This window comes from Streptomyces sp. NPDC102441 (genome assembly GCF_044765585.1).
In the GTDB taxonomy this organism is placed as follows: domain Bacteria; phylum Actinomycetota; class Actinomycetes; order Streptomycetales; family Streptomycetaceae; genus Streptomyces.
This window is the reverse complement of sequence record NZ_JBIWKH010000016.1, coordinates 191834-204117: the sequence shown is the minus strand read 5'-3', so window position 1 is coordinate 204117 and position 12284 is coordinate 191834. Positions and strand designations below refer to the sequence as shown.

Annotated in this window: 13 protein-coding genes; 6 read left to right on the top strand and 7 right to left on the bottom strand. The window is 70.2% G+C overall.

From position 1 onward, the window contains the following. Window positions 1–125: 125 nt before the first annotated feature. Window positions 126–716 carry a TetR/AcrR family transcriptional regulator gene (locus tag ACIREO_RS31650; protein ID WP_404116397.1) on the bottom strand — a complete coding sequence of 197 codons (591 nt, stop codon included), beginning with the start codon at window positions 714–716 and terminating at the stop codon, window positions 126–128. 123 nt (window positions 717–839) lie between these two features. Between ACIREO_RS31650 and paaN the strand changes: the two genes are divergently transcribed. Beyond that, window positions 840–2540 (top strand): phenylacetic acid degradation protein PaaN, encoded by a 1701-nt coding sequence (gene paaN / locus ACIREO_RS31645; RefSeq protein ID WP_404116395.1) that lies wholly within the window; start codon window positions 840–842, stop codon window positions 2538–2540. A 67-nt stretch (window positions 2541–2607) separates the two neighbouring features. Here paaN and ACIREO_RS31640 read toward each other — a convergent pair whose 3' ends face one another. Genes ACIREO_RS31640 through ACIREO_RS31630 form a run of 3 tightly spaced genes read right to left on the bottom strand, consistent with a single transcriptional unit; the run spans window position 2608 to window position 5515 of the window. Beyond that, a complete protein-coding gene (locus tag ACIREO_RS31640) occupies window positions 2608–3315 on the bottom strand; it encodes a TrmH family RNA methyltransferase (RefSeq protein WP_404116394.1) in 708 nt (235 codons plus the stop codon). Beyond that, complete coding sequence (locus ACIREO_RS31635) at window positions 3312–4580, bottom strand: HTTM domain-containing protein (protein ID WP_404116392.1); 1269 nt, start codon at window positions 4578–4580, stop codon at window positions 3312–3314. The genes ACIREO_RS31640 and ACIREO_RS31635 overlap by 4 nt, the downstream gene beginning before the upstream one ends. Continuing rightward, complete coding sequence (locus ACIREO_RS31630) at window positions 4577–5515, bottom strand: DUF5819 family protein (protein ID WP_404116390.1); 939 nt, start codon at window positions 5513–5515, stop codon at window positions 4577–4579. The genes ACIREO_RS31635 and ACIREO_RS31630 overlap by 4 nt, the downstream gene beginning before the upstream one ends. 114 nt (window positions 5516–5629) lie before the next feature. On the opposite strand from ACIREO_RS31630, the gene paaA reads away from it, so the two are divergent. From paaA to ACIREO_RS31605, 5 genes are read left to right on the top strand one after another with little or no spacing between them, the layout of a single operon-like run. After that, on the top strand, window positions 5630–6658 hold the full coding sequence (gene paaA / locus ACIREO_RS31625) for a 1,2-phenylacetyl-CoA epoxidase subunit PaaA (protein ID WP_404116388.1): 1029 nt from the start codon (window positions 5630–5632) through the stop codon (window positions 6656–6658). Next, window positions 6655–6945: a 1,2-phenylacetyl-CoA epoxidase subunit PaaB gene (gene paaB, locus ACIREO_RS31620; RefSeq protein WP_404116387.1), complete on the top strand. Its 291-nt coding sequence runs from the start codon at window positions 6655–6657 to the stop codon at window positions 6943–6945. Before paaA ends, paaB begins: the two co-directional genes overlap by 4 nt. Continuing rightward, the gene (gene paaC, locus ACIREO_RS31615; RefSeq protein ID WP_404116385.1) at window positions 6942–7643 is read left to right on the top strand and encodes a 1,2-phenylacetyl-CoA epoxidase subunit PaaC; all 702 of its coding nucleotides are present in this window, start codon (window positions 6942–6944) and stop codon (window positions 7641–7643) included. The genes paaB and paaC overlap by 4 nt, the downstream gene beginning before the upstream one ends. Next, window positions 7637–8137: a 1,2-phenylacetyl-CoA epoxidase subunit PaaD gene (gene paaD, locus ACIREO_RS31610; protein WP_404116383.1), complete on the top strand. Its 501-nt coding sequence runs from the start codon at window positions 7637–7639 to the stop codon at window positions 8135–8137. The genes paaC and paaD overlap by 7 nt, the downstream gene beginning before the upstream one ends. Next, window positions 8138–9199: a 2Fe-2S iron-sulfur cluster-binding protein gene (locus tag ACIREO_RS31605; protein WP_404116381.1), complete on the top strand. Its 1062-nt coding sequence runs from the start codon at window positions 8138–8140 to the stop codon at window positions 9197–9199. Window positions 9200–9286: 87 nt separating this feature from the next. On the opposite strand, the gene ACIREO_RS31600 is transcribed toward ACIREO_RS31605, so the two are convergent. The 3 genes from ACIREO_RS31600 to ACIREO_RS31590 are packed head-to-tail and all read right to left on the bottom strand — an operon-like array spanning window position 9287 to window position 12233. Beyond that, window positions 9287–9631, bottom strand: a complete 345-nt coding sequence (locus ACIREO_RS31600) for a rhodanese-like domain-containing protein (RefSeq protein ID WP_404116379.1) — start codon at window positions 9629–9631, stop codon at window positions 9287–9289. 44 nt (window positions 9632–9675) lie between these two features. Beyond that, window positions 9676–10716 carry a J domain-containing protein gene (locus tag ACIREO_RS31595; protein ID WP_404116377.1) on the bottom strand — a complete coding sequence of 347 codons (1041 nt, stop codon included), beginning with the start codon at window positions 10714–10716 and terminating at the stop codon, window positions 9676–9678. Window positions 10717–10775: 59 nt separating this feature from the next. Continuing rightward, a complete protein-coding gene (locus ACIREO_RS31590) occupies window positions 10776–12233 on the bottom strand; it encodes a DUF2252 domain-containing protein (RefSeq protein ID WP_404116375.1) in 1458 nt (485 codons plus the stop codon). Window positions 12234–12284: the final 51 nt, after the last annotated feature.

Here is a 12284-nt window from a genome sequence, read left to right as displayed (position 1 = left end):
CGAGGCCCGGCCCTTCAAGTGGACCAAGACCGCCGACCAGATCCTCGACCGGATCTGCCGCTACTGCTCACGCATCTCCGAACCAGGTCACTAGGCCGCGTCCGGCCCAGGGCCGTACGTGAGGGTCAGCCGGCCCGCATGCCTTCGAAGGCGAGCTGGACGACCGTGTCGGCGAGCTGCTCCGCCTCCTGGGATCCGCCCGACTGCGGGCGGTACCACTCGACCAGCGAGTTCACCATGCCGAAGAGCAGCCGGGTCGCCAGGCGTATGTCCACGTCCGCACGCAGGTCTCCGTCCGCCACCGCGGCCTTGAGCAGCTCGGACACCCGCTGATCGAACTCACGGCGGCGCTCCAGGGCCCAGCGCTCCGTCTTCGTGTTGCCTCGTACGCGCAGCAGCAGCGTGACGTACGGCAGCTCCGCCAGGAGCACCTCGACCGTCCGGCGCGTGACGTATTCGACCCGGGCGACCGCCCGGCCCTGCGTGGCCCCCGCCTCGTCGAGGATCCCGAAGAGCCCGTCGAGCGCCCGGCTCACCGCCCGCCGCAGGAGCTCTTCCTTGCCCGCCACGTGGTGGTAGATGGACGACTTGGAGATACCCGCCGCCTTGGAGAGGTGCTCCATGGACGTGCCGTCGTAACCGCGCTCGTTGAAGACACGGACGGCAACGGTCAGGAGTGTCTCCGGGGTGTACGTGTCCCGCTTCGCCGTGGTCATGACCGCGATCCTCCCCCATGAGTTGTCCACAGGTTCTCTGGGGCCCCTTGTCCCGACCGATCGTTCGGTTACTCTAACTCCGTCAGCATGTCCCTGCCCGGCTCGACGAGGAGTTGGTCCGTCATGGCCGCCGAGCTTTCCCCCGAGAAGCTGTCCGAGATCCATCGCCCGACGCTCGACCAGGCCCTCGACGCGATCCGCACGCGCGCCTACTGGTCCCCGCACCCCGAGCACCCGAAGGCCTACGGCGAGGGAGGCCTGCCCGGCAGCCTCGGCGCTGCCGAGGGCAAAGCCGCGTTCGACGCAGTGCTCGGCACCAGGCTCGATCTCCGCCAGCCCGGCACCGACGGCTGGACCGGCGGAGAGATCTCGCCGTACGGACCGGAGCTCGGCGTCGAGTATCCGCACGCCGACCCGGACGTCCTGCTCCCCGCCATGAGTGCCGCCATGGGCTCCTGGCGTGCGGCGGGGCCCGAGGCGAGGGCCCTGGTCTGTCTGGAGATCCTCGCCCGGATCAGCGCGCGTACGCACGAGCTGGCCCACGCGGTGATGCACACCAGCGGGCAGGCCTTCGTGATGGCCTTCCAGGCGGGCGGCCCGCACGCCCAGGACCGCGGCCTGGAGGCCGTGGCGTACGCCTACGAGGAACAGACACGTACACCGCGCAGCGCCGACTGGTCGAAGCCCCAGGGAAAGCGCGATCCGCTGCGGCTGCACAAGTCGTACACGGCGGCGGGGCGCGGCATCTCCCTGCTGATCGGCTGCAACACGTTCCCGACGTGGAACGGCTACCCCGGCCTCTTCGCCTCGCTGGCGACCGGCAATCCCGTTCTGGTCAAGCCGCACCCGCGGGCGGTCCTGCCGCTCGCCCTGACCGTTCAGCTGGCACGCGAGGTGCTGGCCGAGTCGGGCTTCGACCCGAATCTCGTCGCGCTGGCGGCCGAGCGTCCCGGCGAGGGCATCGCCAAGACCTTGGCGGTACGCCCCGAAATCAAGATCATCGACTACACGGGGTCCACCGCCTTCGGGGACTGGCTGGAGACCAACGCCCGCCAGGCCCAGGTCTACACGGAGAAGGCGGGCGTCAACACGATCGTCCTCGACTCCACCGACAACTACCGGGGCATGCTCTCCAACCTGGCCTTCTCGCTCTCCCTCTACAGCGGCCAGATGTGCACCACCCCGCAGAACCTCCTCATCCCGCGCGGCGGCATCACGACCGACGCCGGCGCCAAGTCCTACGAGGACGTGGTGGCGGACATCGCCGAGGCGGTGAACGGGCTCCTCGGCGACGACGCCCGGGCCAACGGACTGCTCGGCGCCCTGGTCAACCCGGGTGTGAAGGCCCGGCTGGAAGAGGCCGCGTCCCTGGGTGACGTCGCTCTCGCCTCGCGTCCGGTGGCCAACCCCGACTTTCCCGGCGCCGTGGTCCGTACGCCGGTCCTCGTGAAACTCGACGGCACCAAGCCCGACGACGGGGCGGCCTACCTCTCGGAGTGCTTCGGCCCCGTCTCGTTCGCTGTCGCCGTCGACTCGACCGGTGACGCGCTGGACCTGCTGCGCCGCACGATCCGCGAGAAGGGCGCGATGACCGTCGGCGCGTACACCACCTCCCCCGAGGTGGAGCGCGCGGTGGAGGACGTCTGCTTCGACGAATCGGCCCAGCTCTCGCTGAACCTCACCGGCGGCGTGTACGTCAACCAGACCGCGGCCTTCTCCGACTTCCACGGTTCAGGAGGCAACCCGGCTGCCAACGCCGCGCTCTGTGACGGGGCGTTCGTCTCCAACCGCTTCCGGGTGGTGGAGGTCCGCCGGCAGGCCTGAGGGAGGACCCGGCCGACGGCATCCGGTGGAGTGTGGACCCGCGCGAGATCCACACTCCACCGGTCCGTCACCCGTCGCGAGGATCCGGAACGTCCGCGTACCGCTGCACCCAGGCGTGCATCGCGATGGCGGCCGCCGCACCGGCGTTGATCGACCTGGTCGAACCGAACTGCGCAATCGAGCACACCATCGAGGCGTGCTTACGCGCCTCCTCGGTCAGCCCCGGCCCCTCCTGCCCGAACAGCAGCACACACCGGCGCGGCAGCTCCGTCCGCTCCAGCGGCACGGCTCCGGGAAGGTTGTCGATCCCGATGATGGGCAGCCCCTCGGCCTCCGCCCAGGCTGTCAGGTCCGCCGTGTCCGGGTGATGCCGCACATGCTGGTAGCGGTCGGTGACCATCGCCCCGCGCCGGTTCCAGCGCCGCCGCCCCACGATGTGGATCTCCTTCGCAAGGAAGGCGTTGGCGGTGCGCACCACCGAGCCGATGTTGAAGTCATGACCCCAGTTCTCCACCGCGACATGGAAGTCGTGGCGTCGCAGGTCGAGATCGGCGACGATCGCCTCCCGCGTCCAGTACCGGTAGCCGTCGCCCACATTGCGCCGGTCACCGTGGGCGAGCAGTTCGGGGTCGTAGCGCTCCCCCTCGGGCAAGGGCAGCGGGTGCGGGCCGACCCCGATCACCGCGCCGTACCCGTCGTCGTACTGGATCGGTTCCCCGGACGGATCGGGCTCTGCCGCCGAGGGCTCTTCTGTACTGCCGGTCTCGCTGGTCACCCGACGAGCGTATGGCCACCGCCGCCGCCACCGCGTGGGGCCTCCCCGTCGTCCGGCCCGGCCTTCCGCTGCCCGGGGAGCCAGGGCCTGCCCGCCGCCCGTGAGAACAGGCGTTGCCGGCCGAGCGACCCCCTGTGTCCCAGCCACACGAGGAAGGCCGTCGGCAGGAAGACCGCGTCCGCCGCGATCATCGCCATGGAGAAGAAGGGCAGGCCCAGCAGGACGGAGATCCCTGCGTGCTCACCGATCATGAGGACCAGCAGGACGTTCTTGACCCGCCGGTTGAACAACGTGAAGGGGAAGGCGACCTGCACGATGACGGTGACGTACGTCAGCACCATGACCGCCAGGGCGCTGGACGCGACCAGGCCGGAGAGCCCGGCCCACGGGGTGAAGTAGTCCAGCTCGAGCGGATAGTAGACCGCGGTGCCGTCCTGCCAGCGGGAACCCTGGATCTTGTACCAGCCGGCGGTCGCGTAGATCAGACACACCTCGGCCATGATCACGAGAAGCGCCGCGTTGTGGGCGAGGTTGGCCAGGACGTCGAGGAGGGCACGCAGCTCGTGGCCCGGAGCGCGACGGTCCAGGACCCACCGGACGCCGTTTCCCAGCCACAGCGCCCACAGGAGGGACGGCAGCCACCATGTGCCGCCGAGTCCATCCATGAAGGTGGCGGGCATGAGCACGCAGCCGAGTACCGCCCACAGGACCGGGCCCGCCACATCACGGGCCGGACGGCCGGTCTCCGCGAGGCATGCGAGGCCCCGCGACGCTCGGCGCGCGTCCAGGGACCAGACCCTCGCACAGCGGGTCAGCACCAGGTAGAGCGCCATCAGGTGGATGACGTTGTCGCCGCCGTCGCCCATGAAGATGCTGCGGTTCTGCAGTGAGAGCACCCCTGCCATGAACAGGACGGACGCGGCCCGGGTCCGCCAGCCGATCATCAGGAGCGCGGCCGACGCCAGCGTGAGCGCGTACACGGTCTCGAACCAGATCGTGCTGTCCGACCACATCAGGACGGTGAAGGCGTCGTTGTTGGTGATGAGCCGGCGCGCCATGCCCCAGCTCCACGGACCGTCGGGGCCATAAAGCTCGTGACGGTGAGGCAGCTCGCGCAGCAGGAACAGCAGAAAAGTCGCGGAGACACCGATTCGGACGACGGCGCTCTGGTAGGGGCCGAGGGGGGCGGCCGTGACGCGCTGGACGGCGCGGGCGAGCGCGTGACCGACGGTCTCCGAGCTGCCGGCCGGGGCGGGGGCACTCATTTCTCCGCCTTTCCGGTCTGCGCCGCCTCGTCCGCCGTGTCCGTCCCGGGGAGGTCGGACGGGGTGACCGTCCACCACGGGAGCTCCCGGTACTCGGGCCGGGTGTCGGTCTTCTCGTCGCTCCACTCCGGGGCAGTGACGGAGCGTGTAACGGACCGCACCTGGATGCGCTCGACCGTGCCGCCGTAGCCGTGCTCGGCGAGCCGCAGCATGACGATGCGGCGGATGTAGCGCTCGGACAGCTCACCGCGCAGGCCGTTGGGGCGGTTCTCGCCGTCGTGGGACCCGGTGTAGAAGTCCCAGGCACGGCGCAGCTCGTTCTGGTCGACGTGGCTGGGGAGGAGATTTCCGCGGATCGCTTCGCCGTCCTCACCCGAGAGGTCGGTCCACCGAGTCACCTTGCTGCCGTCAGCACCGTCGTCGGACACCTCGGCGCGTACGTGCACGGAGATGTTCTGCTGGAGCGGATTGGGGGCGAACAGCTTCCAGTTCTGCTCGAACTCGGGGAAGACCCAGTCGTCGACCACCTCGCCGTGCTGCTTCGTCAGCGTGTTGGACGGCGCGACGTGCAGGAAAACCATGGCTATGTGTACGCAGGCCAGCAGCCCGAAGCCGGACAGCGCCAGCGCCGCTGCGATCTGGTACGGAAGCGAGAGCGCGGCCATACCGCCGCCCTGACGGCGTTCGGGCTGTGCGGCTTCCGCTGCTTCCGGGCTCTCGTGTCCAGGCCCTGCACCGGATCCGGGCTCCGGGCCTGCGGTGGTGTCCGACGACGGCGCCGCGGCGGCCGGGCCCGGGGGGAGGTCCGCCCCGGCCTCCGGTATTCCCTCGGGTGCGGGCTCCGCGTCCTGATCCGCCGTGGACGGGCGGTTCGTCACGCCGGGCCAGGCGAGCTTCTTCTCGTTTCCGGTGCGCCCACCGTGGTCCGCATCCATCCCGCCCCGATCCCGTCGATCACCGCTCAGTTATCCACAGGGTTGACACCCTACGGGCCTCCGACTCACCATTGAAGCCAAGGAACCGAACGATCGGTCGGTAGGGAGCCCAGGATGGCGGCAGTGACTGCGGACCAGACGACGCAGGGGACGGCGGGCACGCCGGACGGGGCGGGTGAGGAGCGTCTGGCGGCGTTCGACGCCGCGGTGGCGGCCGACGACCGGATCGAGCCGCGGGACTGGATGCCCGACGCGTATCGGGCCTCTCTGGTCCGCCAGATGGCCCAGCACGCCCACTCCGAGATCATCGGCATGCAGCCCGAGGCCAACTGGATCTCACGGGCGCCCTCACTGCGCCGCAAGGCGATCCTGATCGCGAAGGTGCAGGACGAGGCCGGGCACGGCCTGTATCTGTACAGCGCGGCGGAGACGCTGGGGACCAGCCGCGAGGAGCTGCTCGACAAACTGCACGCCGGGCGGCAACGCTATTCCTCGATCTTCAACTACCCCACGCTGACCTGGGCGGACGTCGGCGCGATCGGCTGGCTGGTGGACGGTGCCGCGATCACCAACCAGGTGCCGCTGTGTCGCTGCTCCTACGGCCCGTACGCGCGGGCGATGGTCCGGATCTGCAAGGAGGAGTCCTTCCACCAGCGCCAGGGGTACGAGCTGCTGCTCGCCCTCAGCCGGGGCACCTCAGCCCAGCACGAAATGGCGCAGGACGCGGTGAACCGCTGGTGGTGGCCTTCCCTGATGATGTTCGGTCCGCCCGACGACTCCTCGGCGCACTCCGCGCAGTCGATGGCCTGGAAGATCAAACGGCACTCCAACGACGAGCTGCGCCGGCGCTTCGTCGACATCTGCGTCCCGCAGGCAGAGGCGCTGGGGCTCGCCCTACCCGACCCCGACATCCGGTGGAACGAGGAGCTGGGGCAGCACGACTACGGGGCGATCGACTGGACGGAGTTCCAGGAGGTCCTCAAGGGCAACGGACCATGCAACGAACAACGGCTGACCCAGCGGCGCGCGGCCCACGAGGAAGGCACCTGGGTCCGCGACGCGGCAGCGGCATACGCAGAGAAGCACGCGGCACGGCCCGGCACAGCCGGAGCGGCCACCCGGCCCGCGGAGGCGACCGCATGAGCACCTCGACCGACTGGCCTCTGTGGGAGGTGTTCGTGCGTTCCCGGCGCGGGCTGTCCCACACCCACGCGGGCAGCCTGCACGCACCGGACGCCGAGATGGCCCTGCGCAACGCCCGCGATCTGTACACACGCCGCTCAGAAGGCGTCTCTCTCTGGGTGGTCCCCTCGACGGAGATCACCGCCTCCTCGCCGGACGAGAAGGACTCGTTCTTCGAACCCGCCGGGGACAAGCCCTACCGCCACCCCACGTTCTACGAGATCCCGGAAGGGGTGAAGCACCTGTGACCGCGGCTCTCGCCCTCGGCGACGACGCGCTGGTGCTGTCGCACCGGCTGGGGGAGTGGGCCGGCCACGCCCCGGTGCTGGAGGAGGAGGTGGCCCTGGCCAACATCGCGCTCGATCTGCTGGGTCAGGCCAGGATGCTGCTCTCTTTCGTGGGCGACGAGGACCAGCTGGCCTACCTCCGTGAGGAGCGTGCCTTCCGCAACGTACAGCTGGTCGAGCAGCCGAACGGCGACTTCGCCGACACCATCGCCCGCCAGCTCTACTTCTCCGTCCACCAGCACCTGCTGTACGAGGAGCTGGCCGCCGGTGGGAGCGAGTTCGCGGATCTCGCGGCCAAGGCGGTCAAGGAGGTCGCCTATCACCGGGACCACGCGGAGCAGTGGGTCCTTCGACTCGGTGACGGCACCACGGAAAGCCATGGGCGCATGCAGCGCGCGCTGGACGCCCTGTGGCGTTTCACCGGTGAACTGTTCGAACCGGTCGAGGGAATCGACGTCGACCGGCTCGCCCTGCGCGAGGGCTGGCTGGCCGCTGTCACCTCCGTGGTGGAGCGGGCCACCCTGACCCTCCCGGCGGGGCCACAGTCCGGCGCCTGGACGGCCGGAGCGGGCAGACAGGGTCTGCACACTGAGCCGTTCGGGCCGATGCTCGCCGAGATGCAGCATCTGCACCGCAGCCACCCGGGGGCGTCATGGTGACCATCGAGACCCCGCTGGAAGCGGAGCTCCATCGGCTGGCGGGCTCCGTGCCCGACCCCGAGCTGCCGGTCCTCACGCTGGACGAGCTCGGTGTGCTCCGCGGTGTGCGGGTGGACGGACCGGACAAGGTCACTGTGCGGCTCACCCCGACGTACACCGGCTGCCCGGCCATCGAGAGCATGTCCGCCGACATCGAGCGTGTGCTGCACGACCACGGCATCCCGGAGGTGTCGGTGGTCACGGTCCTGGCCCCGGCCTGGTCGACGGACGACATCAGCGACGAGGGGCGCCGCAAGCTCGCGGAGTTCGGCATAGCGCCGCCACGGCCGGGGAGCGGGCCCGGCGGTCCGGTTCCTCTGACGCTCTCGGTGCGCTGTCCGCACTGCGGTTCCACGGACACGGAGCTGCTGAGCCGGTTCTCCTCCACCGCGTGCAAGGCGCTGCGCCGCTGTGTGGCGTGCCGTGAACCGTTCGACCACTTCAAGGAGTTGTAGATGTTCCATCCGCTCCGGGTCAGCGCGATCGAACGGATCACTGACGACGCTGTGGCCGTCACCTTCGCCGTGCCGTCCGAACTGCGCGAGACCTTCCGCCACACTCCCGGACAGCACCTGAATGTGCGCTTCCGCGTAGGTGGCGAGGAGATCAGGCGGTCGTACTCGATCTGCGCACCGGCGACCGAGCAGCCGGGCGCCCCCTCGCTGCGGGTGGGCATCCGCATGGTCGACGGAGGCGCGTTCTCGACGTACGCCCTCAAGGAGCTGGCCGTGGGGGACCAGCTGGAGGCGATGGCTCCGATGGGCCGCTTCGTCCTCGCTCCGCGACCCGGCCACTTCGCGGCGATCGTCGGCGGCAGCGGCATCACCCCCGTGCTTTCGATAGCGGCGACCCTGCTGGCCAAGGAGCCCTCCGCGCGCTTCTGTCTGATCCGCAGCGACCGGACAGCCGCGTCGACGATGTTCCTCGACGAGGTGGCGGACCTCAAGGACCGCTATCCGGACCGCTTCCAGCTGGCGACCGCGCTGTCCCGGGAGGTACAGGCTGCCGGGCTCCCCTCGGGCCGGCTGGACAGCGAGCGGCTCACCGGGCTGCTGCCCGCACTGTTGTCGGTGCCCGATGTGGACGGCTGGTTCCTGTGCGGACCTCTCGGCCTGGTCCGTGGGGCGGAGAGCGCGCTGCGCGCACTCGGCGCCGACCGGTCACGGATCCATCAGGAGATCTTCCACGTCGCCGACGAGGGGACGGCGCTACCGACGGCCGCCAGGGTGGCAGCGCCGTCGGAGAGCAGGCTCACGGCGACACTCGACGGACGGTCGGGCAGCTGGCCGGTCCAGGACGGCGAATCGCTGCTGGACACGGTGCTCCGAAGCCGGTCCGACGCTCCGTATGCCTGCAAGGGGGGAGTGTGCGGGACCTGCCGGGCCTTCCTGGTCTCGGGCGAAGTGCGGATGGACCGCAATTTCGCGCTGGAGCCGGAGGAGACCGGGGCAGGCTTCGTACTGGCCTGCCAGTCGCACCCCGTCACCCCGGAAGTCGAACTCGACTTCGACCGCTGAGGCCGCATGGGGCGGAACAGACACACGCCCGACAGCACCACGTCACGTCACGTCACGTCACGTCACGTCACGTCACGTCACGTCACGTCAGAGGACGAACGCCGAGTTCCCGTTGTCCGTGACCATCGGGCGCCCGGCGCCGTCCCAGGCCAGCATCCCGCCGTCGATGTTCACGGCGTCGAGACCCTGCTGCACCAGATACTGAGTGACCTGGGCGGACCGGCCTCCCACGCGGCACATCACATGCACACGCCGACCGTCGTCGGCCGCTTCGGTCAGCTCACCGAAGCGGCCCACGAAGTCACTCATGGGAATGTGCAGCGCACCCTCGACATGCCCGGCCGCCCACTCGTCGTCCTCCCGGACGTCCAGCACGAAGCCGTCCGACGGAACCGCCGCGACGTCCACCGATGGCAGCGGAGCGAAATTCATGGGTATGCCTTCTCTCGTACGAACGCCCAGGGTCATCCGGAACGCTACTGCACCAGCCCCGCCAGCTCGTCCTCGCGCCGGGACACGTCCGTCAGAAGCTTCTCGCCGATGTCGTCCAGCAGCCGGTCGGGATCGTCCGGTGCCATCCGCAGCATCGAACCGATGGCGCTCTCCTCCAGCTCCTGGGCCAGAACCGTCAGCAGCTCCTTACGGCGGCTGAGCCACTCCAGTCGCGCGTAGAGCTCCTCGCTCTCGCTCAGCCGCAGCTCCGGCGTCACAGGCCCCGCCGCCCACTCGGCGGCCAGCTCCTTCAGCAACGCCACGTCGCCGCGTCCGTAGGCCGCGTTGACACGAGAGATGAACTCGTCCCGCCGTGTCCGTTCCTCCTCGTCCGGTGCCAGGTCCGGATGGGCCTGACGGGCCAGCTCCCGGTAGAGCTTGCGTGCCTCCTCGCCCGGCCTGACCCGCTTCGGCGGGCGGACAGGCTGGTCGGTGAGCATGGCCGAGGCCTCGGGCGAGAGCCCGTCCGAGTCCATCCAGTCGTGGAAGAGCTCGTCGACGCCAGGCATCGGCATGACGATCGCCCGTGCCTCCTGGGCCTTCCGCAGATCCTCCGGATCACCGGTCTTCGCAGCCCGCGCCTCCGCGATCTGGGCATCGAGCTCGTCGAGGCGTGCATACATCGGGCCGAGCTTCTGGTGATGCAGCCGGGAGAAGTTCTCCACCTCGACCCGGAAGGTCTCCACCGCGATCTCGAACTCGATCAGAGCCTGCTCGGCCACCCGGACGGCCTTGGCGAGCCGCTCCTCGGGCCGAGGGGCACCGCCCTCGCCCGCCGGCGCGTCGCCGCCCACCTCACCGGCCGCGCCGCCTGCCGGATCGCCGGCCGTGTCACCGGCCGTGTCACCGGCGGCGGGACCCCCCTCCGGCGCATCGCCCGGATCCGCTCGCGGGCTGTCACCCTGGGACGCGTCCTCCGCGTGCCGCGGCACATCCTGCACCTGCTGCGGCTCGTCCTGCCGGTCCTGGTTCTGCCGGTCTTCGTCGTTCCGGGTGTTCGGCACCCCGGCGGCTTCGTGGGTCACCCGTCCAGCGTATGGCCACGGCCCGCGCCACGGAGACACGCGGTGGCCACAAGATCCGTTCAGACAACGAGCTCAGCGGCTATCCGCCCGGCTCGGACCGCCCGGACGAGCTCGGCGTGATCCGCCTCGGTCCGGTCCGCGTACGTCACGGCGAAATCGGCGACCGCCGCGTCCAGCTCGGTGTTCTTCCCGCAGTAACCCGCGAGCAGCCGGGGATCGGCGCTGTGCGCATGGGCGCGGGCCAGCAGCGCGCCGGTCATCCGCCCGTAGTCGTCGACCTGGTCCGCCGCGAGCGCGGCCGGATCCACACTGCCCTTGCGGTTCCTGAACTGCCGCACCTGGTACGGCCGGCCGTCGACCTCGGCCCAGCCGAGCAGTATGTCGCTGACCACCTGCATCCGCTTCTGCCCCAGCACCACCCGGCGCCCCTCGTGCACCACGTCAGGCACCTCGAAGCCGACCCGCGGGAGACAGGGGGAAAGCACGGAAGGGCGGGCCTCCTTCACCTGCAGGACCAGCGGCTCACCACGGTGGTCGAGGAGCAGCACCACATACGACCGGGTCCCCACACTTCCCGTGCCGACCACGCGGAACGCCACATCGTGGATCGCGTAGCGGGCCAGCAGCGGAATCCTGTCCTCCGAGAGCGTCCCGAGGTAGGCCCCGAGCCCCTCCGCGACGGCTGCCGCCTCCGCGTCGGGCACCCGGCGCAGCACCGGCGGCGCGTCGACGAAGCGACGGCCTCCGTCCTCGCTCTCCTCCGTGGATCTGGCGGCGAAGCGAGCGCTCGTGTTGTTCCGTGCCTTCGCGGAAACCCGCTCCAGCGTCCCCAGCAGGTCCCGAGCGTCGGTGTGTGAGACGAGCTCCTCGTCCGCGATGGCGTTCCACGCGTCGAGTGCGGGCAGCCCGGCCAGCAGACGCATCGTGCGCCTGTACGCGCCCACCGTGTCGTACGCACCCTGCCGGCAGGTGGCCTCGTCCGCCCCGGCCTCCCTGCCCGCGAGCACCAGCGAGGTCGCGAGCCGCTTGAGATCCCACTCCCACGGGCCGAACACGGTCTCGTCGAAGTCGTTGAGATCGATGACCAGGTTGCCGCGCGCATCGCCGTACAGTCCGAAGTTGGCCGCGTGCGCATCGCCGCAGAGCTGGGCCCCCACCCCCGTGACCGGAGTGCCCATCAGGTCATGCGCCATCAGGCCGGCCGAGCCGCGAAGGAACGCGAACGGTGTCGCCGCCATCCGCCCCACCCGTATGGGTGTCAGGCCCGGCACCCGGCCCTGGTTGGACTCCTCGACCGCCTGTACCGCATCCGGCCTGTCGGCGGGCAGGGCCAGAGAACTGTGCGCGGAGCGTGGCACCTTGCGCCTCAGCGCCTTGCCCGCGGCTTTCGGCGACTCCGTGCCCGCTCCGGACGTCCGCACCTCACCGGCCACGCGCCGCGCGAAGCCGGGCACGACCGGGATGCGCCCGTCCCCTGCCGCCCGCTGAACCGGCACCATGGCCTCGGCCTCGCCCATGGAGCGCCGCCTCCCCTGCATCGTTCGACCGATCCGTCCGATCAACATCAA